Below are 20,600 nucleotides of genomic sequence, written 5' to 3'. Positions count from 1 at the left end.
GCACGCGCTTCTGATCCCATTTGCATCGGTCCCGTGCCTCGCGGCGCGGGCCTGGCTCCGAACTTTCCTTGTCCCGGCCACAAGCCGGGTTTTTTTCGTTCTGGCGGCTTCGTTCCGTGCTTCAGGTTTGCTGCCGTCGCCCACTTGTTGGTTATGCCCGCGTGCTGGAAAACACCACGGGCTTCGCGTCAAGTGGCTCCTTGCTAAGCCACCCCTCTCCCCAGCCTTCTGCCCCTGAGGGGAGAGGGAGCGACAGCCGTCGTCATGGCGTGTGGTGTTGGCCCATCCGTCGGCTCCGTTCAATGCCACTGGTCTGCTCCCCTCTCCCACTTGTGGGAGAGGGGCCGGGGGAGAGGGCGGGCGCTCGCAGGAAGTCCGGCGAACCAAGCAAAAAGGCCCACGCCGACGGAGAGTCGGCGTGGGCAAGGGAGATAGCGTCCCGGCGCGTGCGTAGCGCTATTGCGGCGCGCCGCGAAACTAAGCTCAGGCCGGGTTGCCCGGCTTCCATTTGAGCAGGCGGTTTTCCAGCGTGGTCAGCAGGAAATCCGCGGCGAGCGCTACCACGGCCAGCACGATCATGGCGGCGAACACGCCGCTGGCATTGAAGGCGCCCTGCGCGGTGGCGATCAGCGGGCCAATGCCCTGCTTGGAGCCCAGGAACTCGCCCACCACGGCACCGACCAGCGCGAAGCCAAAGCTGACGTGCAGGCTGGCCAGGATCCAGCTCAATGCCGACGGCACCACCACGGCAAAAGTCAGTTGCCGTTTGGAGGCGCCGAGGATCTGCGCATTGGCGATCAGGTAGCGGTCGGCCTCGCGCACGCCCTGGAAGGCATTGCCGAACACCACGAAGAACACCATCACCACCGCCAGCGCCACCTTGGAGGCCATGCCCAGGCCCAGCGCCTGTCTCCTTCCTGTTTTGTGGAGCCCGGGCCCGGCGACCGGGCCGTTGTGGGGTTTGTAAGGCGACCCCCGCCATACTTGCCCGGGGGCACGGCATTGAGGTCGAGTCATTCTAGGCAGCAGAATCCTTCAGCCAGCTTTCTCCGCCGTTAGGGGAAGGTCCCGATGCGGGCCGGTCTCGCTGGAGCCCGGCCTCACATGGTCACCGCCCCCTGTGGCCGGGGCATCGCCGCACTGCAACGACTCGGGGTCGATCGCCCCGCCGCCCAGTTCAATGGCGAATGTGCCCGCAGCATAGTAGTCGGCGCCATGGCATGGGATTGACGCGAATCACTGCCGCGACGCGGGCGGCTGTGGGGCGGGGCGTCCTGTCACGGCCGCGCGGCGGCACCGCCTAAAACGATCGGAAGAGCAAGATCCGACCCGCGCGCCACTTTCCACCAGATGTAAAGATTATTCACTGGCATGTAGCAACGCCTGGACCAATACTTCAGCGCGGTCGCCAAAATTAATAGAAATATTCATTAAATACTTTATGAAATATTTGTCATAAAGTTTAACCGACGGATCAAATTTACGGGAGTACCCATGCCTGACAATAAACTGATCGGCTTTTACCCTTCCGGATGGATCTCTGGGAGTGTAGAAAACACGCTGCAACGCGATGGCTCCATCTCTGTCGTTCCTGAACTGCCCAGCGGGTCGATAATCCTGGGCATCGCGGTGCTGCCCATCCACATCTATTCCAACGATCCCCATCCGGAACCATTTCCCGGTCTGGTGGTGAACTTCACAACCGATGGCCGCGGCTTTATCCTGCGAGCGGAACCCTACAATCCTCGCGATTCAATTCAGTCATTCGAATGGCAGGTGACATATGGCCAGGCGCCTGCCGGTTATCAACCAAGGGGCTGGGTCTCCGGCGTCACCGCCAACGCATCATTGCCGCAGAAAATCAACACGGGCCTCGCGCGCGACGTCGCCATTGCGGGGGTATCGATTCTCCCGATCCATATCTACAACAATGATCCGAATCCCGAGCCCTGGCCCGGTCTGGCCGCGGAGTTCACGGAGGCGGGAAATATCTTTCTCAGTTCGGATGGCACCGGGCCCCGCGACAGTATCGATTGGTTCGAATGGCAGACCCTGCTTGGTCCATATGGAGCCAGTCCCGCACGCATTGGCTGGCTCTCCGGCGTAACGGGCAATGCCGAACTCCCCATGCAAGTCACGCCGGCTGTCCCGGCTGGCTACGGCATTGTGTCGGTGACGGTTCTTCCCATACATATCTACGATAACGACCCCAAGCCCGAGCCATGGCCCGGATTGCGCGTAAAATTCCCAACCCCGCAAAGCTTCACCATTCAGGCGGTCCAAAACAACCCTCGCGACAGCATTAGCTGGTTCGAATGGCAGGTTAGCTACGCCGCCCTCGAGTAACGAGGCCTGGCAAGGACGTCGGCCGCCCGGGGCATCTGACCGGGCGTGCCGTGCGTTCAAGGCTGGATCTCCTCCTTGCCGAGATCGGGCCGAAACTGTCAAACACTTCGCACTTAGCGGCGATGTAATCAGATCCTGTCGCACTACTTTTCTCGTTGAGGAGGAGCGATCCGCATGCCTCTGCCAGGGCACCAATTCCATCTGGGTAGTGCCCACACGCAGTGATAGACGTCGTCGTTCGACGAGCGACCACATGGACGCTTTGGGTTAAGATCTGGCAGCCTTCTTAGCTCATTGCGGAGACTTGCTTGAAACATCGTTCCCAACGGTTCATTTGGTTGCTTGTCTGCACTCTCCTGGTGCTTGGAGCATTTAGAACTGCTGCTGCAGAAACGCTGACGATCAATGCGGCCATCAACAAGGCAGGCCGCCAGCGTATGCTGTCTCAGCGCATAGCCAAGGCCTACTGCCAGATTGGACTAGGCGTCGAGACGGAGCGCTCAAAGAGAATCCTCGATCAATCCGTGGCGCTCTTCGATAAACAGCTGGTGGAACTGAAAGCCTTCGCGCCTACGCCCGAGGTCAAGGAGACCTACGGCAAGCTCGAGCAGGCGTGGCTCTCCTACAAGGCGTTGCTCTCCGGCAGCGAGCCGAATCTCGAGAGCGCGAAGAAGGTCGCACAAGCGAGCGACGATGTGCTCAAGCTCGCGAACGAGGGAACGGTGCAACTCGAGAAGCACTCCGGTACCACGATGGGTAAGCTTATCAACGTTGCCGGTCGCCAGCGGATGCTGTCGCAGAGAATTGCAATGTTCAACATGTTCCGCGCTTGGGGCATCACATCTGCGCAGATGACACGGGACTTGGACGCCGCGGTGAAGGAATTCGCGGCTGCTCAGGAATTTCTCGCTGCTGCGCCGCAAAACACGGCTGCGATCAGTGGCGAGTTGCAACTCGCCAACGCGCAGTGGCTTTTCTTTGACGAGGCGCTCAAACAGGCGGCCGGCACTCGCGCAGAGCAATTGAGGAATATCGCCACCACCAGCGAGCGTATTCTTCAGGTCATGGATAGGGTCACCGGCATGTATGAGGTAACCACCAAGTAGTCTGCACTGAAGCGCGCCATTAAGTTGCCTGCAGCACAGTTGGATGCCTTGATCGCCCGCTTGGGCCACGGCAAACAGGCGCGCCCTTTGCGGGGATGCCAGCGCGGTGATGTTTAGCCAGGTGCGGGGCACGAGGGTGGTCTTGGCGCTTCTTGAATTTGAATTTCCAGGGTACCCTTGATCTTCTTGCCGCAACAATACTAATATGACATCTCGCTGGTCCTGCGCGATCAGCCGACATCAGGTCCGCCGGTATTTCAATACAGCACGCCGGCAACCGCACGTAGCATGTCCAGGACGCACACTGCAGCAACGTAGTGCCTACGCTCAGGAGCCGCTGATGCTGACCCCGCATGAACTTGCAACGCTGATGTTAATCAAGGACACCATCCATCCATCCGAACTCGATCCGGCTGATTTCAGTACGTTGGTAGAGCGCCAGCTCGCGAGATGGGAACAAGTCTCGCCGGGATGCCATCGCGCCCTGATCACTATCGAGGGCCATGTTTTTCTCAAATCGATTCAACGGCGGGGGATGGGCGACTGCCTGCGGTAGCAAGTCCGCCAACGCTAACCTTGCAGGCCAGGCGGCGAATTTGTGCAACAGCCCGCTGCACAATTGGCTTCGTTCCGCCTGCACACACTACTGGACTCTCTCCAATGAGTAGCGCAAATGGCATGTGTCCATGCAGCAGGGCAGGCCTGGTCGCGCAACATTTTGGTCATGCAAATTGAGACCTCAACAGCATGAACCGAGGCGGCATGCAGTCGACAACGCCGCCGGTCGGCAAAGACGAAATCAGGTTTAAATAATCCTGTATGGCGTTCTCGCGGTGGGGGGACCTACACTTTGTAAAATTCGACTTCGATCGGGAGTGGCGCCATGCAGGAAGGTAGGTTTTCCAAAGGCTACATAGAGTTAGCTCGTAGCCTGGCGGAGGCGACGGGCCGTCGACTCGTTCGCGAGGATGGCCCGGCGGCGGGAGATCTGGTCACTGTGCATAGCAGCATGGATCCCGAAGTCGTGTTCGATCTGCGAGTAACCGCCAGTGCAGGCCCGGAATCCTGGACCTGCGTCCTCTTGGGGATCGAGCGCGACGCGACCTCACTCGTAGCCTTCGATGGGCTGGAACTAGGTGAGGAACTGACGGTATCCCGGGCCGAGATTGCAGGAATCATCCGTTGTGGTGGTATCCATTAGCCTGCCGCATTTGCGCTGAGGCAACGTCAACGCATTGCTGGCTGGCGGTGGCTTGCGGTGCTAACCGGATCGGTAAAGCGTCCCGGTTAGCGGCCCTTGCAGGTGCGTCGGGCGGCCCATGCGCTTGCCCTGGGCTAGTGTCCCGCTCCGCTGATTCGTTCGCAAAGTCTGTTGAGCTTGGAGCAGGAATTGTAGGTTGGGGGAAAGGTGCGATGTGTATTGCTTGTGGCCCGCTGACGCGGGGGGGCTCTTGTGGGCGGGGTTTTCATGCTTCTAGCTGCTGGCGCGGCTGTACGGTGTTGGCCGTTTTAGAACGTGTGAGATGTCACTTTTCTTTACTCGTAAAGAAAAGTAACCAAAAGAAAGCGATCCTTGCAGGAGGCTGGCGTAGCGTCATTGGGGACCCCAATGGTTTCGTCGTACGGCCCTGGGTGCTAATGGACTCGTGCCGTTACCAGTTTAGATCACCACGAGCCAGCCAGTGCCCAGGGTTTCGTGGTGCCCCCCCCCGGTAGCGGCCACCACGAATTTCAGGCCGTCTGTCGGTCGCGGAGTCACTGGCCACGAAGTTGCAGGCGTCCCGTTTTCGTCGTGGGCGCGGTGGCACCGAGGAATAGATCCGATGGCATCACCACCGCGCCCACCCCACCACGAAACCATCACGATGTGATATATCGTGGCGCTTTGCGCCGGTACCGGCAGATGGGTGAATAGGCAGGGATGCCGCTACCGAGCAGCCTCACCACGAAACCAGCGCCATCCGCAGGATCGTGGCCATTCAAACCGGTAACGGCACGAGTCCATTAAAACCCGTGGCCTGACGACGAAACCACCGGGCTGCGCAACCCCGACAAGCCAGCCTCCTGCAAGGATCGCTTTCTTTTGGTTACTTTTCTTTACGAGCCGCGAGTAAAGAAAAGTGACATCTCACACGTTCCAACACGGCCAACACCGTACAGCCGCGACAGCAGCTAGAAGCGCTAAAACATCGCCCAATCACGCTATTCTGCATCAGCAGCTAGAAGCATCAAAACCCCGCCCTAAAGAGCTCTCACTATTTGGCTCGCCCGCTGCAGAAGCCAAAACGATGCGTGCCCGCGCAACCAGCGACGCTGGGATACTCCGTGAACTCGCCATCAACGCAAGTTGAGACCGCTCGTCTTCGCTCAACACCAGATCCAGCTTCGGTCGTCCCATTGGCATGTTGGCATCTCCCGTTCGTCGATACCAACATCCTACAAAAATATAGATCCGTTAACAACGGAACGGGACACTAGAGCGCCGCTGTCACGATGATCTCAACCAGCAACTCGGGGCGCGCGAGCTTGGCCTCGCAAGTGGCTCGCGTCGGCACGGCGTGCTCGGGAATCCAGTCCTCCCAGGCGACATTCATGCCGTCGAAGTCGCGTTCGATGTCTTTCAGCCAGATCTGCACAGATAACAGCTTCTCCTTATCGGAACCGACGCTAGCGAGGTAGCCGTCGATCTTGGCCAGCACGTCGCGTGTCTGGCCGGCGATGTCCGCGGTCGTGTCACCCGCGGTGACACCTGCTACATAGACGATGTCATTGTGGACAACCAACCGGGAGAGCCGTTTGGTGGATTGGTGACGCTGGATATTGCTCATGTGAATTCCTCTTGTCGGTGGTAGTGGTGTTGATGCTGGCGTGAACAGTGGGTTGGAACACGGGCCACGCCTAGTCGTGCAAAGCTGCCGCTCGCACGGCTTGAGGCTTGTCGAAGCGGTCGATGGCAAAGGCTTCAATTGGCAGCGAGGCACGCCCCTCGGTGACCAGTTCGGCGACGATCTGGCCCACGATCGGTCCGAGCTCGAAACCATGTGCGGAGAAGCCGAACGCATGCACCAGGTCGGGCGCGCAGCGGCTGCGGCTGATGACTGGGATGTCATCTGGCATGAAGGCTTCAACGCCCGCCCACGCGCGATTAATGGCAAGCGGGCCGAGGTGGGGGAAGAGGGCGGTGACGGTCTGCGCGCTGGTGGCAAGCTTGAGCATGTCGACCTCGCCGTGGCGGGCTTTGGCATCGGCCTCGCAGCGCAACCCGCCGCCGATCAGCACGGTGCCGTTGGCGAATTGCTTGAACGACAATGCCCTGCCGGTGGCGCCCAGCACTGGCTTGACGAAGGGGGCCACGCGGTAGGTGATCATCAGCATCAGGCCGCCAACCTGCACCGGCACCGGCTCGCCGACTTGTCCCGCAAACTCGCCGGCCCATGCGCCCGCCGTATTGACGAGGTGACTGGCGCTGAAGGTGCCACGCGGGGTGCGGACAAGCCAGTGGTTTTCGGTGCGTTCCACCTGCAACGCTGGCGTGCCCTCGTGTATCGCGGCGCCGGCGCGCGCCGCTGCGCGCCGAAAGGCGGTCACGGCGCGGTAGGGGAGCGCGTGGCCATCGTCGCGTGCCCAGATCGCACCCGTGACATGAGGCGTGATCGACGGCACCAGCTCGCGCACCGTGTGCGCGTCTACCAGTTCCTCATGTGTAAAGCCCAACGCCTCGAGCTGTGTGACTCGGCCGCGCAGCACTTCCAGCTCGGCCTCGCTCTCCGCTACCTTGAGCTGGCCGCTCGGCACAAAGTCGGCATCTTCGCCGGTCAGCTCGGCAAGGCGGTGCCACATCCCGCGCGCGGCAAGCGCGAGGGGAATCTCGGCAATGTGACGGCCAAGCGTGCGGACTCCGCCTGCGTTCACGCCGGAGGCGTGCCGGCCGCAGTATTGCGCTTCGAGCAACGTCACCCGCAGGCCGCGCCGCGCCAGTTGCAGTGCGCTGGAAGTGCCCTGCAGGCCCCCGCCGATGATGATGACATCGGCCCCCAGCTTGGCGTCAGGCTTCACGGGCAAGCTCGCCAAGGGTGATCGGCTTGATGGGCGGGCGGATGCGGTAGTAGCCCACTTCCTGCGGTGGCACGCCGCGCGCCTGCGCAATGATTTCCGTGACGGTCAGCCCGCACAGCCGGCCCTGGCACGGGCCCATGCCGCAGCGGCCGAAGGACTTGGTCTGGTTGGGACCGCCGCAGCCCAGTTCGACAAACGCGCGGATCTCGCCGGCCGTGACCTCTTCGCAGCGGCACACGACGACCTCGTCGGCGGGGATCCGGTTGGGGGCCTTGGGGCGATACAGCGCATCGAGGAAGGGGCGGATCTGCAGGTGCGAGCGCAGCGCGGCGCGGGCCGGCGCTGCGTGGCGGTCGCGCCCCGCGGCGTCCAGCCGGCCTGCCGCGTGCGCGGCGGCCAGCCCGGCGAGCTCGCCTTGCAGGCGTGCCGCCAGCGCGCCGCCGATGCCGCGTCCGTCGCCGGCGATAGAGATGCCGGGAATGTCCAGCGCGCCCCATTCGTCCGCCTGCGGCTGCCAGCACAGCTGGACATCGTCCCACCGATGCGCGGCGCGCAGCGCCCAGGTGAACTGCGTATTGGGTACCACGCCCTGGTGAAGCAGCACGGTGCGGGTCTCGATGCGTTGTTCGCGCCCGCCGCTGGTGAAGCGCAGCGCGCGCACGGCATCGTCGCCCTCGACAGCCAGGCCGGTGGCGCCTTTGTAGAAGGGCACGCCGCTCTTCCTGAGCGTGCGCATCAGCGCCAGGCCTTTTTTCAGGTAGCGCCAGCCGGCCAGCGCGCCGCCCAGGTGGGATAGCGCGCGGCGATAGTCGGCGCCATCGGTGGTGTCGACAATGGCACGGATCGGCACGCCGGCGCGCGCATACTGCCACCCCAGCAGGTAGAGCAGCGGGCCGCACCCGGCCAGCACCACCGGCTCGGCGGGCGCCAGGTCGGCGCTCTTGAGCAGGATCTGCGCCGCGCCCGCGGTCATCACGCCGGGCACGGTCCAGCCCGGGATCGGGAAGGGCCGCTCCATGGCGCCGGTACAAAGAATGACCTGACCGGCTTGCAGGCTCGCCACGCCGCCATCGCGCAGGTAATGCACCACCCGCTCGCGCGTGACTTGCCATACTGCCGCGCCGGTGATGTGCTGCGCGCCGCTGGCGGCGAAGGCCTCGGCCAGGGCGGCGCCGGCCGCGTAGTCAGGCCCGAGGATGCGCAGCCGCTCCGGCGTGGCCGCCGTGATGGCGCGGTAGATCTGGCCGCCGGGGGCTTCCTGCTCGTCCAGCACCGCCACGCGCGCGCCATGGGCGGTGGCGGCCACGGCAGCGGCCATGCCGGCCGGGCCGGCGCCGATGATGGCGATATCGAATTGATGCTCAGGCATGGTCAGCCTCCGTCTCGGTTGCCGTCTTCGGCGCCTTGAACGCGAGATCGAGTTCAAGGTCGCGTGCGCCATGCTGGCTGCGCACGGCCATGCCTTCGCGCACCTGCACCAGGCAAGCCTGGCGGCTGGGCTGGCCGTCGATCTCCATCAGGCATTCAAAGCACACGCCCATCATGCAATAGGGCGCGCGCGCAGCGCCGCTGACCGGCGTGGTGCGCAAGGGCGTCACGCCGCTGGCCAGCAACGCGGCCGCCACGCTGCGCCCGCAGGGCACGCGCAGGGGCTGGCCGTTGAATTCGATCGTCACCATGGCGGCGCCGTTGGCAAGCGGGCGGAACAGGGCTTCAGTGGGCATGATTAAAAACCTGGTTGGTATCGAGGAAGCGGTCGCCGGTGAATACGTCGATGCCTTCGGGCGTGGCGCCGCCGCTGACCCACGGCGCCACGCGGAAAACATGGGCGGCGGCCAGCGTGACGCCGCTGTGGCAAGTGGTGACGAAGGCACCGGGGCAGGCGGCGCTCTGCTGGTAGATCGGGAAGCCGTCCGGCGTCATCACGCGCAGGGCGCCCCAGGCGCGTACCAGCTTGAGGCTGGCCAGCGCGGGAAAACTGCGCACGCCACGCCTGGCGATCGCGCCTAGCACGTCCACCGTCGTGCCGTCGTCGAACCCGACATCTTCCATCGAATCGCCCAACTGGATGGTGCCCTCGTCGGTCTGCCGCACGTAGGTAGTGGGATGGTCGAGGAAGTGCGAGGCCCGCTCGCCGATCAGGACCTGGCCGCGGTTGGGCGCCACCGGCGCATGCAGCCCGATCTGCCCGGCCAGCGCGCGATTGCCCAGGCCAGACGCCAGCACGATGCGGGGCGCCGCAAAGCGCGTGCCGCCGGCTTCCACGACAAAGCCCGCGCTATCGCGCGCAATCTGTCCCACGCCGTGCCGGGGCAGTATCCGGACACCACGGTGCTGGCATGCCGTGTGCAAGGCGCGCAGCAGCTTGAGCGGGTTCGCATGGCCGTCCATCGGCGTGTAACTGGCGCCGGCCACGTCCGGGCCGATGCCGGGCAGGCGCGCGCCCAGCGCACCGTGGTCCAGCATCTCGAACGGATAGTCGCCGCCAAGGTCGTCCCGGATGCGTTGCAGCCGCGCCTCGCGCGCCTGCATCTCCTCGGCGGAAAAACACAGGTGGAAGCCGCCTGGCTGCTTGAGTTGCACATCGATGCCGGTATCTTCCAGCAGCGCGGCGGCAAGTGCCGGCCATCGCCGCGCCGAGCCCATGGTCCAGCTGGCGTAGGGCGCCATGCCATGGCCCTTGCCCTGGACCCAGACCAGGCCGAAGTTGCCGCGCGAGGCACGCAAGGCATCGTCGCCCTCGTCCAGCACGGACACGCGCACGCCGTTGCGGGCGGCGCCGTAGGCGATGGCGGTGCCGACCAGGCCGCCGCCGATGACAATAAGATCGCTTGTGGTCATGATGAGAGTGGGTTGCGAAAGACGCCTGGCGCGGGCGTTCAGTTCTTGCCGATCAGCACGCGGTCGAGCCCGACGATGCGGTCCAGCAGCACCATCAGCACTAGCGTGCCGACGATCAGCACCGTGGACACCGAGGCCACCAGCGGATCGATGGTCTGGGCAATCTGGTTGTACATGGCCACCGGTAGCGTGGTGGTGCCCGGGGTGGCGACGAACACGGTCATGGTCAGCTCGTCGAAGCTCTGGATAAAGGCCAGCATCCACCCGCCCGCCACGCCCGACAGGATCAGCGGCAGCACCACCCGCCGGAACGCCGTGAAGCGGCTCGCGCCGAGCGACAGCGCCGCGTGCTCCGCGTCGCGGTCCAGGCCGGTCGCCGCTGCCAGCACCAGGCGCAGCGCATAGGGCATCACCACCACCACGTGCGTCAGCGCCAGCCAGAAGAACGAACCGCTGACGCCCACCGTGGTGAAAAAGCGCAGGAAGGCCACGCCCAGCACCACGTGCGGGATCATCAGCGGCGACATGAAAAACCCCATCAGCGCGCCGCGCCCCGGAAAGCGGTAACGGGTGAGCGCCAGTGCGCCCGGCACGGCCAGCGCCACCGCGATGGTGGCCGAGGCCAGCCCCAGCCAAAGCGACAGCCAGAACGCGTCGACAATCTCGTGGGCGTCGCCGATAGCGCGGAACCAGCGCAGCGAGAGCCCGTCGGTGGGCAGGGAGATATAGCCCTTGCCGGTGAAGGAGACCGCCACCACCACGAGCAGCGGCGCCACGATGAAAGCGATGAAGAGGCTGTGGTAGAGCAGGGAAAACAGTCCGTTCTTGCGCATGATCCTCTCTCTTTTTCTCTTGCCTTGCTCAGCCCTCGAACACCTGGCGGAAGCGCCGCTCCACCAGCCGGTTGCAGCCTACGATGATGATCACGTTGGCGATCAGCAGCAGCACGGCGATGGTTGCGCCGAGCGGCCAGTTCAGCGTGTTGAGGAATTCGTCATAGGCCGCGGTGGCGACCACCTTGAGGCGGCGCCCGCCAAGGATGGCCGGCGTGGCGAAGGCCGATGCCGCCAGGGCGAACACGATGATGCCGCCCGACAGGATGCCCGGCAGGATCTGCGGCAGGATGATGCGGCGGAACACGGTGAAGGGCGACGCGCCAAAGGCCAGGCCGGCGTTCTCGACCTGCGGGTCGAGCTTTTGCAGCGCGGCCCAGACGGAGATCACCATGAATGGGATCAGCACGTGGGTAAGCGCGATCACCACGCCGGTCAGGGTAAAGACAAGCTTGACCGGTTCGTCGACAATGCCCATCCATTGCAGGGCCGCGTTGATCAGCCCGTTGTTGCCCAGCAGGATGGCCCAACCGAGCGTGCGCACCACCACCGAGATCAGCAGCGGGCCAAGGATCACGATCAGGAACAACGCGCGCCAGGGACGCTGCATGCGTGCCAGGATGATGGTTTCCGGCACGCCGAGCGCAACGGCCAGCATGGTCACGGCCAGTGCAAGGCCCGCGGTGCGCAGGAAGATCTCGTGGTAGTAGCTGTCGCCCAGCACCTCCAGGTAGTTGGCCATGGTCAGCTCGGGCAGCACGCCGCGCGTGCCGTCGAAGACATGGAACGACAGCAGCGCGGTGAGCGCGAGCGGCACCAGCAGCATCGCGGCGAACAGCAGCAGGGCGGGTGCCGACAGCAGCCAGGGCGCCGATCCGGCATGCGCATCGCCGCTGGCGGTGGCAGCCTTGGCGGGCGCGGCCGGGGCGCCGGAGGGCAGGGTGGAGACGGTGGTGTCAGCCATGATGTTGCTCCGCCGTCAGTACCCGCAGGTCATCGTCCGACCACAGCACGCTGACCGCCGAACCTTCCTCGGGCGGCGAGGCGCCATGGTTGGGCTGGCTGACGCGCAGCAGCCCGAGCGCACTTTGCACTTCCAGCATCCAGTGATTGCCCAGGAACAAGCGCGTCTGCACCGTGGCGGGGATGCCGCCGGCATTCGCCGGCGCCAGGCGGATCTTCTCGGGGCGCACGTAGACGTGCACCTCCTTGCCAACCTCGCGGCCCTCGTGCGGCACATGCGCGAGCGTGGCGCCCAGGCGCACTTCGCAGCAGCGCGGGTTGGTCTTTTCCACCACGCCGCGGATAGCATTGGTCTTGCCGAGGAAGCCGGAAGCAAAGGCGGACTGCGGACGCTCGTAGGCCTCGAGGGGCGCGGCCAGCTGCACGATGCGCCCGCCGTGCATCACGGCAATGCGGTCGCTCATGGTCATGGCCTCGACCTGGTCGTGGGTCACCAGGATGGTGGTGATGCCAAGGTGGCGCTGGATCGCGCGCAGCTCGATGTGCATGTCCTCGCGCAGCTTGGCGTCGAGGTTGGACATGGGCTCGTCGAGCAGCAGCACCTCGGGCCGGATGGCCAGCGCACGGGCAATCGCCACGCGCTGGCGCTGGCCGCCCGACAACTCGCGCGGGTAACGCTTGCCAAGGCCGCCAAGGCGCACCAGTTCCAGCGTCTCGTCGATGCGCCGGCGGCGTTCGGCGCACGCCACGCCGCGCATCTCCAGGCCAAAGCCGATATTGGCGGCCACCGTCATGTGCGGGAACAGCGCATAGCTCTGGAACACCACGCCCATGCCGCGTTTTTCCGGGCGCAGGGCAGTGATATCGCGGGCCTCGAGCAGGATGCGGCCATGGGTGGGCTCCACAAAGCCGGCGATCATCTGCAGGGTGGTGGTCTTGCCGCAGCCGGAGGGCCCGAGCAGGGAGAGGAACTCGCCGCGCCTGACCTCCAGGCTCAGGTTTTCGACGGCGTGGAAGCCACCATAGGCCTTGGCGAGACTGTCTAGAGTAAGGAACGTCATGGTCTTTTCGTGGTTGGCGCGGCGCCCCCCGCAAGAGGCTCCGTCTGTCGTGGCGACTACGGGAGGGGGCGCTGGCTCAGCGTTCCACGGTGCGGTTCCACCGGTTGGTCCACTCGGCGCGCTTGTCGTTGACAAGCGTCCAGTTGGTCGGCAGCAGCTTGTCGATCTGCGCCTTGCCATAGGGCACCTTGGCCGATACCTTGGCATCGAGCGCGGTCTTGGCATTGACCGGCCCCCAGCCCTGCGAATCCGCCAGCATGGCCTGCACATCCGGTGTCAGCAGGTACTGGACCAGCGCCTGCGCCTGCGCGGGCACATCGCTTTGCACCACCGGGCAGGCCGCGATCATCAAGGCGGGGGCGCCTTCCTTGGGGTAGACGAATTCCACCGGGAAGCCGGTATCCTTCAGGCTCTGCACGCGGCCGCTGCCCCACACGGCGAGCGAGATATCGCCGTTCTGGAAGAGTTCGGTCATCTTGCCCGGCGACGGTTCCCAGGCCAGCACGTTAGGTCCCACCTCTTTGGTCAGTGCGGTGAAGCCGGGTTCGATGCTTTGCTCGCTGCCCTTGCGCAGCTTGGCGAACATCACCAGCGTCTGCAGGCCGTAGGTATTGCTGATGGGCGGGATGGCGATCTTCTGCTTCAGCTTCTTGTCCGCCAGCGCCTCCCAGGAATCCGGCTTGGGCAGGCCAGCCTTCTTGAAGGCTTCGGTGTTGTAGGCCAGGCCGGTGGCCACCACGCCCACGGCGGTAGCCTTGTCGGTCAGGCGGGCAAGCGGATACAGCTCCTTGTACACCGGCGCATCCTTGAGTGTGTCGCAGAAACCGAACTGCACCGCCTGGTACATGGGGCCGTCATCGAGCAGGACCACGTCCAGCTCCTGCCGGCCCTTCTGCGCCTGCAGCTTGGCCAGTGTGTCGGTGGAGTTGCCGGACACATACACCACCTTGACCTTCTCCTTTGCTTCGAAGGCCGGGATGATCTTTTCCTTGAACAGCTTTTCGGTCGAGCCGCCGTAGGAACCCACATACAAGGTGGGCTGCTGCGCCACGGCTGCCGATGCCGAGAATGCCGCCAGGATGGCTGCCGCCACAATGTGCTGCTTCATCTTTCCCTTCCTCCGTGTGCACCGGTAATGGGCGGCGCTTCACCAAATCAATGCAAAAAAGTTATGGTTGCACCGCAACAGAAAATTCGGAAACAGGCTGCTTGAATCCTTGCTGCCTGGCATAGATTAGAGGGGCTGCCAACACTTGGAAAATTCTTTTTTTTGGCCTGTCCATAACATGGTGTTATAGACTTGCGGGATGAAGATCCGACAACTTGAAGCCTTCCGCGCCGTCATGCTTTGCCAGACGGTGACGCGCGCCGCGGAAATGCTGCACATCTCACAGCCGGCCGCCACCCGGCTCATTGCCGACCTTGAGGAATCTGTTGGCTTTGCCCTGTTCGAGCGTGTGCGCGGCAGGTTGTACCCGACCGCCGAGGCGCAGGTGCTCTATGAGGAGGTGCAGCGTTCATTGGTCGGGGTGGAGCGCATCGCGCTGGCCGCGCAGGACATCCGCGATCTGCAGCGCGGCTCGCTGCAGATTGCGGCGGCGCCCGCGCTGGCCTTGTCCTTCCTGCCGCGCGCCATCGCGGAGTTCCTGACGCAGCACGGTCAGACGCAGATCTCCATGCTGACGCACTCATCCCGCACCGTGGTGGACATGGTGGTGGGGCAGCGCTGCGATGTCGGCCTGGCGATCCTGTCGATGAACCACCCCAGTACGCATGGCGAGCGGCTGATCTCCACGCGGATGGTGTGCGCGCTGCCGGTCGGGCACCGGCTGTGCGCCGAGGCGGTGATCCGGCCGCATGACCTGGCAGGCGAGAGATTTGTCTCGCATCCGCGCGCGCTGGATTCGCGCCTGCAGATCGATGCGCTGTTCGCGTCCTATGGGATCGAGCGCCAGTTGCAGGTGGAAACGCAGGTGTCGTGGAGCATCTGCGCATTCGTGGAGGCGGGCCTGGGGGTGGCGCTGATCGATCCGATCACCGCGCTGGAGTATCGCGGCAAGGGCATTTGCTTTCGCGTCTTCGAGCCGCAGTTGACAACGGATTTTTCCGTGCTGTTTTCGACCCAGCGGCCGCCGTCGCTGTTGCTGAAATCGTTTATCGCCCACACGCGTGCGTTCGCGATCGCCCAGCTGGACCCGCAACTCGTGGTGGCATGAGGGTGGCATGAGGGTGGTATGGGAGTCGCCACAAGCGGCGCAGGTCCGACCGCGCCGCTTGTGCCGCTCGCGTGCCGCTCGCAGCTTAGGGCAGGTCGTCGACGTAGCCTGGATAGGCTTGCCGCGCCACGGCGGGCGTCACCTTGCCGTCGCGCAGGTCCCGCGCCAGTGCCTGGGCGCTGCGCTGCGCGGGATCGCCATAGCCGCCGCCGCCCGGCGTTTCCATGCGCACGCTCTCGCCGGCCTCCAGCGCGATATTGGCGGTCTTGGAGAACAGCTCGCTTTGCTGCGCGGTGCCGGAGTTCCGCACCAGCCGCGCGCGGCGGCCGTCATTGCCGCCATCGACGCCGGCGGGCACGCCCACCGTATGGCTGTCCGAGCGCGCGGAAAAGACTATGCCCGGCACCAGCGCGCGGATCTGCTTGGCGATGCCTAGGCCTCCGCGCGTGCGGCCGGCGCCGCCGGAGTCGGGAATCATCGCATACTCGTCCATGCGCAGCGGATACTCGTTCTCCAGCGCCTCGACCGGTAGGTTGGACGTGTTGGTCATATGCACGTGCACCGCGTCCATGCCGTCGCCGTCATAGCGTGCGCCGCTGCCGCCGCCGATCGTCTCCAGGTAGACAAAGTCGCCCGCACGCTGGCGCAAGCGCCCGGAGAACACGATAGCCGGGCAGGAGTCATTGCCCGAGGCCATGATCTTCTCCGCCGGCAGCAGGCCGCGGAAGGCGCCGAAGATGGCGCCCGCTACCTTCTGCGCGGTGATGGAGCGCGCACCCACCGCCGCGGGCGGCTCGGGATTGGTGATGGTGCCGCGCGGCGCGCTGATGCTGATGGGGTCGAACATGCCGGCATTGGGCACGAGCTCCGGGTCCAGCAGCGCCTTGACGGCGTAGTACACGGTGGCGCGCAACGCATTGATCGGCAGGTTCATGGCGCCGCGCGCCTGCTTGCCTGAGCCGGTGAAGTCGAAATGCAGCCTTCCTTGCGCCACGGTCAGGGTAACGCAGATGGGCACCGGATCGCCTCCCATGCCGTCGTCGTCCAGGTAGCTGGTGAACGTGTAGTTGCCCTCGCGCAGCTCGGCCACGCGGTTGGCCAGCCTGCGGCGGGTATAGCGGATCACGTCTTCCACCGAGCGCAGCACTGCCTCGAGCCCCATCTGGCGCAGTAGCCCGCGCACCGCCTCGGCGCCGCGCGCGTTGGTGGCCATCTGCACGCGCAGGTCCAGCATGCGTTCCTCCGGATCGCGCGTATTGCTGCAGACCAGGCGCAGCAGGTCGTCATTGAGCTCGCCGCCACGCGCGATGCGGCAGGCCGGGATGCGCACGCCTTCCTCGAAGATGCTGCGCAGCGTGCCGGCGATGGACCCTGGCACCGCGCCGCCCACGTCCGAATGGTGCGCGATATTGGCGGTAAAGAAGCGCAGCGTGCCTTCCCAGAATACCGGCGTGACGATGTTGATGTCAGGCAGGTGGCTGCCGTTGGCCAGGTAGGGGTCGTTGCAGATAAAGACGTCGCCGTCGCGGATGGTATCCGCGGGAAACTGTGCCAGCACTGCCTCGATGGCGCCATTCAGCGAGCCCAGGTGCAGCGGGATCTGCGTGCCCTGGGCCACCAGCCGCCCGGCCGCATCGAACAGCGCCACCGAGCAGTCCTTGCGCTCCTTGATATTGGTGGAGAACGAGGCCCGCACCAGCGTGTTGTTCATGTCCTCGGTGATGGACAGCAGCCGGTTGCTGAACACTTCCATCTCGATGGGGTCGGCCAATGCGTCCTGGCTCGGATCTGCGGCGCGGGGGGATTCAATGGACATGTTCGCTTTCCTGGATTGCCTGGCTTGCTTTGATGCCCTGGCCTGGCTGGCTCGTGCGGTGGGACTCACGCTGGCCGTCGGCCACCGTGACAATGAGGTTGCCATAGGCGTCGACCTCGGCATGGTGGGTGGGGCCGAGCACGGTGGTCGAGCTCATTTCCTCGATCACCGCCGGGCCGTCGATACGCAGGCCCGCGCAGAGCCGGTCGCGGTCGTAGACCGGCGACAGGCGCCAGCCATGCGCGCGGCCGTGGTAGACCTTCCGTTCTCCCGTCAGGGACTGGGCCAGCGTGCCGCCGGCACGGGCCGGCGCGAGCGGGGCCTTGATGACGTTGCCGACCGCCTGCACCCGGCAGTTGATGATCTGCACCGCCCGTCCCGGCACCTGGTAGCCGTACTCGCGCGCATGCTCGGCCTCGAACGCCGCCAGGAAGGGCGCCAGCTGGTCGCCGTCGATGGCCTCCATGGGCACCTGGACCTCGAAGTTCTGGCCGTCGTAGCGGGCATCGATGGCGTAGTGCAGGCGCTGGCTGGCCGGCGCCACATGCTCGGCCTCGAGCCAGGCCTGCGCCTCGCCGCGCAACTGGGCGAAAGCACTGACCACGCCTTCCCAGCCGTCGCCATCGGCCGGCGAGATCTCACTGCGCACGAAGTCGAACGAGATATCGGTCAGCAGGATGCCGCGCGCGCACATGGTGCCAGGCTCCTGCGGCACGATCACTTTGGGAATGCCGCATTCCTCGGCCACCTCCACCGCATGCAGCGGCCCGGCCCCGCCATAGGCGTACAGCGCGAACCGCGACAGGTCGTAGCCGCGCTCGGTGGACACGGCACGGATGGCGCGGCTCATATTGGCGTTGGCGATGCGGATGATGCCCTCGGCGGCGTCTTCCAGCGGGATCCCCAGCGGCGCTGCCACCTGCTCGGCAATCACGCGGCGGGCACCCGCCAGGTCCACCGGCATGCGGCCCTTGAGCAGCGCGACCGGGTTGAGGCGCTGCAGCGTGATCTGCGCATCGGTGATGGTGGGCTCGGTGCCCCCGCGCGCATAGCCCACGGGGCCGGGCACGGCCCCCGCGCTATGCGGGCCGACCTTGAGCGAGCCGGCGTCGTCACGCCAGGCGATGCTGCCGCCGCCCGCGCCGATCACGTGGATGTCCACCATCGGCGTCTTGACCGGATAGCCAGCCACGTGGCGGTTCGAGGTGAACAGCGGCCGGCCCGCGGAAATCAGCGAGACGTCGGTGCTGGTGCCGCCGACATCGAAGGTGACCAGGTCGGGCCGGCCGATGGCGCGGCCCACCGCTGCCGCGCCCACCACGCCGGCGGCGGGGCCGGAGAGGCAGGTGCGCACCGGATACTGGCGCACCGCGGCGGCCGACATCAGGCCGCCGTTGGAATGGATGGTGTAGGGCCGCTGGGCAATGCCCAGCTCGGCCACGCGTGCCATGAAGCGGTCCAGGTAGCGTGCCATGCGCGGGCCCACGGCAGCGTTCAGCACGGTGGTGGAAAGCCGCTCGTACTCGCGGAATTCCGGCAGTACCTCGCTCGACAGGCTGATATATGCGCCGGGCATGACCTCTTCCACGATGGCCCGGGCGCGCTGCTCGTGTGCCGGATTGCGGTAGGCATGCAGGAAGCAGATCGTCACCGCCTCCAGGCCGGCGGCGCGCAAGGCTTGCGCGGCGCGGCGCACGGCCGCTTCGTCCAGTGGCGTGACCACCTGGCCCTGCGCATCCAGCCGCTCCGGCACTTCGATGCGGTGCGCGCGGGGCACCAGCACCGGCGGCTTGGTCACGCTGTAGTCGAACAGGTGAGGGCGGGTCTGCCGGCCGATTTCCAGGATGTCGCGGAAGCCCTGGGTGGTGATCAGGCCCACCGCCGCGCCTTTGCGCTCGATGATGAGATTGGTGGCCACGGTGGTGCCGTGGCCCACGTGCGCCACCTCGGCGGGCGCCACGCCGTGCTCGCGCAGCAGTTCGGCAATGCCGCGCTCGATGGCCTCGGACGGGTCGTGCGGGGTGGAGGGGACTTTATGGAACTGCACGGCCCCGGCCGCCTCGTCGATCATGGTGAAGTCGGTGAAGGTGCCACCGACGTCGATACCGATTCGGTACATGTTGGGTTCCTGGGTTGCGCTGGTGAGGATGGGGAGCTGGGTGTTGGGGAGATCGGGAGTCGGACGCGCGCCTTGGCTGCCTGCCTGGCGGCAGGGGCAGCCCGGCAGCATCTCATTCGGGCTTGATGCCGGCGGCCGCCGCCACCTTGTGCCATTTGGCGATGTCGGTACGGATGAACTGCGTGAACTCCGCCGGGGACATGCCTGACGGCTGGGCGCCTTGCTCGGTGAGGTAGCCGCTCATCTTCTTGTCATGCATGACCGCCATCAGTTCGCGCGACAGGCGGCCCGCGATCTCGGGCGGCATATTCGGCGGCCCGAACAGGCCGAACCAGACAATGGCCTCGAAACCCGGATAGCCGGACTCCGCCACCGTGGGCACCTCCGGCAGCATCGGCGAGCGCGTGAGCGACGTCACGGCGATGGGTTTGAGCTTGCCACCCTTGATGTAGCTGTAGGAGGTCATCACCACATCCATCATGCTGTTGACATGCCCGCCGATCAGGTCGGCCATGGCGGGGCCAGAGCCCTTGTAGGGCACATGGGTGAGCGATACCCCTGCGGTGGACTTGAACAGCTCGTAGGCCAGATGGTTCGATGTGCCCTGGCCATTGGAGGCAAAGGCGTACTTGCCCGGCTCGCGCTTGAGCAGGCCCACGAACTCTTTCATATTGCCGGCCGGCGCCGCGTTGTTCACCACGAGCACGTTGGGGATGGTGGCGACCATGGTGAGCGGCGTGAAGTCCTTGAGCGGGTCGTATGGCAGCTTGGCGAACAGGCTGGGCGCCACCGCATGGGTGCTCACCGAACCCATCAGGATGGTGTAGCCATCCGCCGGCTGGCGCGCTACGAACTCGCTGCCCACCGTGCCGCCCGCGCCGGGCCGGTTCTCCACCACCACGGTGCCCTTGACGCGCTCCCCCAGGTCCTCCGCGATCTTGCGCGCGATCAGGTCCGTCGAACCGCCCGCGGCAAACGGCACAACCAGGCGGATCACCTTGGCCGGCCAGGGGGCCTGCGCGTGCGCGCCGGTGCTGCCCAGCAGGAGCGGACACAAGACGGGGAGGCAGGACAACAGGTGCTTCAGGCGCGGCATCGCTTCGTTCTCCGTAGTGGGGGAACCGGCTGCGCAGCGCCCGCGTGCCCTGGTTTCGGGCTGGCAGGCTGGCCGGACCCCGTGCGCCGGGTACTTCGCCCAGCGGCATCGAGGCCGGCGCGACGAAAGCCGGTTGACCCCATATTA

Annotated in this window: 17 protein-coding genes and 2 pseudogenes; 5 read left to right on the top strand and 14 right to left on the bottom strand. The window is 65.3% G+C overall.

The genetic code is table 11. The features are described from left to right. Positions 1-483: 483 nt before the first annotated feature. Positions 484-906 (bottom strand): annotated as a pseudogene (locus tag ACYP5B_RS30295) (ABC transporter permease); the annotation flags it as partial. 588 nt (positions 907-1,494) lie between these two features. On the opposite strand from ACYP5B_RS30295, the gene ACYP5B_RS30290 reads away from it, so the two are divergent. The 4 genes from ACYP5B_RS30290 (at position 1,495) to ACYP5B_RS30275 (ending at position 4,653) form a co-directional block, all read left to right on the top strand. Continuing rightward, positions 1,495-2,346 (top strand): hypothetical protein, encoded by an 852-nt coding sequence (locus ACYP5B_RS30290; protein WP_400094858.1) that lies wholly within the window; start codon positions 1,495-1,497, stop codon positions 2,344-2,346. Positions 2,347-2,654: 308 nt separating this feature from the next. Further along, the gene (locus ACYP5B_RS30285) at positions 2,655-3,452 is read left to right on the top strand and encodes a type IV pili methyl-accepting chemotaxis transducer N-terminal domain-containing protein (protein ID WP_459572119.1); all 798 of its coding nucleotides are present in this window, start codon (positions 2,655-2,657) and stop codon (positions 3,450-3,452) included. Positions 3,453-3,792: 340 nt separating this feature from the next. After that, positions 3,793-4,008, top strand: a complete 216-nt coding sequence (locus ACYP5B_RS30280) for a hypothetical protein (protein WP_459572118.1) — start codon at positions 3,793-3,795, stop codon at positions 4,006-4,008. A gap of 453 nt (positions 4,009-4,461) precedes the next feature. Continuing rightward, a complete protein-coding gene (locus ACYP5B_RS30275; protein ID WP_400094862.1) occupies positions 4,462-4,653 on the top strand; it encodes a hypothetical protein in 192 nt (63 codons plus the stop codon). 1,050 nt (positions 4,654-5,703) lie between these two features. Here ACYP5B_RS30275 and ACYP5B_RS30270 read toward each other — a convergent pair. From ACYP5B_RS30270 to ACYP5B_RS30225, 10 genes and pseudogenes are all read right to left on the bottom strand, one after another. After that, positions 5,704-5,856: pseudogene (locus tag ACYP5B_RS30270) on the bottom strand (IS630 family transposase); the annotation flags it as partial. A gap of 70 nt (positions 5,857-5,926) precedes the next feature. Beyond that, on the bottom strand, positions 5,927-6,280 hold the full coding sequence (locus ACYP5B_RS30265) for a RidA family protein (protein ID WP_318233588.1): 354 nt from the start codon (positions 6,278-6,280) through the stop codon (positions 5,927-5,929). A gap of 70 nt (positions 6,281-6,350) precedes the next feature. Continuing rightward, entirely contained in the window at positions 6,351-7,508 is a 1,158-nt protein-coding gene (locus ACYP5B_RS30260) for an NAD(P)/FAD-dependent oxidoreductase (RefSeq protein WP_459572117.1), read from the bottom strand. Further along, positions 7,498-8,877 carry an FAD/NAD(P)-dependent oxidoreductase gene (locus tag ACYP5B_RS30255; RefSeq protein WP_459572116.1) on the bottom strand — a complete coding sequence of 460 codons (1,380 nt, stop codon included), beginning with the start codon at positions 8,875-8,877 and terminating at the stop codon, positions 7,498-7,500. Before ACYP5B_RS30255 ends, ACYP5B_RS30260 begins: the two co-directional genes overlap by 11 nt. Continuing rightward, a complete protein-coding gene (locus ACYP5B_RS30250) occupies positions 8,870-9,232 on the bottom strand; it encodes a (2Fe-2S)-binding protein (RefSeq protein ID WP_400102592.1) in 363 nt (120 codons plus the stop codon). Before ACYP5B_RS30250 ends, ACYP5B_RS30255 begins: the two co-directional genes overlap by 8 nt. After that, positions 9,222-10,349, bottom strand: coding sequence for an NAD(P)/FAD-dependent oxidoreductase (locus ACYP5B_RS30245; protein ID WP_459572115.1), 1,128 nt, complete (start codon positions 10,347-10,349; stop codon positions 9,222-9,224). The genes ACYP5B_RS30250 and ACYP5B_RS30245 overlap by 11 nt, the downstream gene beginning before the upstream one ends. Before the next feature lie 38 nt (positions 10,350-10,387). Then, on the bottom strand, positions 10,388-11,182 hold the full coding sequence (locus ACYP5B_RS30240) for an ABC transporter permease (protein WP_459572114.1): 795 nt from the start codon (positions 11,180-11,182) through the stop codon (positions 10,388-10,390). Positions 11,183-11,210: 28 nt separating this feature from the next. Further along, complete coding sequence (locus ACYP5B_RS30235; RefSeq protein WP_459572113.1) at positions 11,211-12,146, bottom strand: ABC transporter permease; 936 nt, start codon at positions 12,144-12,146, stop codon at positions 11,211-11,213. Then, a complete protein-coding gene (locus ACYP5B_RS30230; RefSeq protein WP_459572112.1) occupies positions 12,139-13,206 on the bottom strand; it encodes an ABC transporter ATP-binding protein in 1,068 nt (355 codons plus the stop codon). Before ACYP5B_RS30230 ends, ACYP5B_RS30235 begins: the two co-directional genes overlap by 8 nt. A 76-nt stretch (positions 13,207-13,282) precedes the next feature. After that, entirely contained in the window at positions 13,283-14,314 is a 1,032-nt protein-coding gene (locus tag ACYP5B_RS30225) for an ABC transporter substrate-binding protein (protein WP_400102588.1), read from the bottom strand. Positions 14,315-14,513: 199 nt separating this feature from the next. Here ACYP5B_RS30225 and ACYP5B_RS30220 point away from each other — a divergent pair, with 199 nt between their 5' ends. Further along, complete coding sequence (locus ACYP5B_RS30220; protein ID WP_459572111.1) at positions 14,514-15,422, top strand: LysR substrate-binding domain-containing protein; 909 nt, start codon at positions 14,514-14,516, stop codon at positions 15,420-15,422. An 85-nt stretch (positions 15,423-15,507) separates the two neighbouring features. Here ACYP5B_RS30220 and ACYP5B_RS30215 read toward each other — a convergent pair whose 3' ends face one another. From ACYP5B_RS30215 to ACYP5B_RS30205, 3 genes are all read right to left on the bottom strand, one after another. Next, on the bottom strand, positions 15,508-17,238 hold the full coding sequence (locus ACYP5B_RS30215; RefSeq protein WP_318233596.1) for a hydantoinase B/oxoprolinase family protein: 1,731 nt from the start codon (positions 17,236-17,238) through the stop codon (positions 15,508-15,510). Next, entirely contained in the window at positions 17,228-19,357 is a 2,130-nt protein-coding gene (locus ACYP5B_RS30210) for a hydantoinase/oxoprolinase family protein (protein WP_459572110.1), read from the bottom strand. Before ACYP5B_RS30210 ends, ACYP5B_RS30215 begins: the two co-directional genes overlap by 11 nt. A gap of 112 nt (positions 19,358-19,469) precedes the next feature. Continuing rightward, complete coding sequence (locus tag ACYP5B_RS30205) at positions 19,470-20,453, bottom strand: Bug family tripartite tricarboxylate transporter substrate binding protein (RefSeq protein ID WP_459572109.1); 984 nt, start codon at positions 20,451-20,453, stop codon at positions 19,470-19,472. Positions 20,454-20,600: the final 147 nt, after the last annotated feature.

It is taken from the genome of Cupriavidus sp. 8B (assembly GCF_054589115.1).
This window is presented reverse-complemented; position numbering and strand designations above follow the sequence as displayed.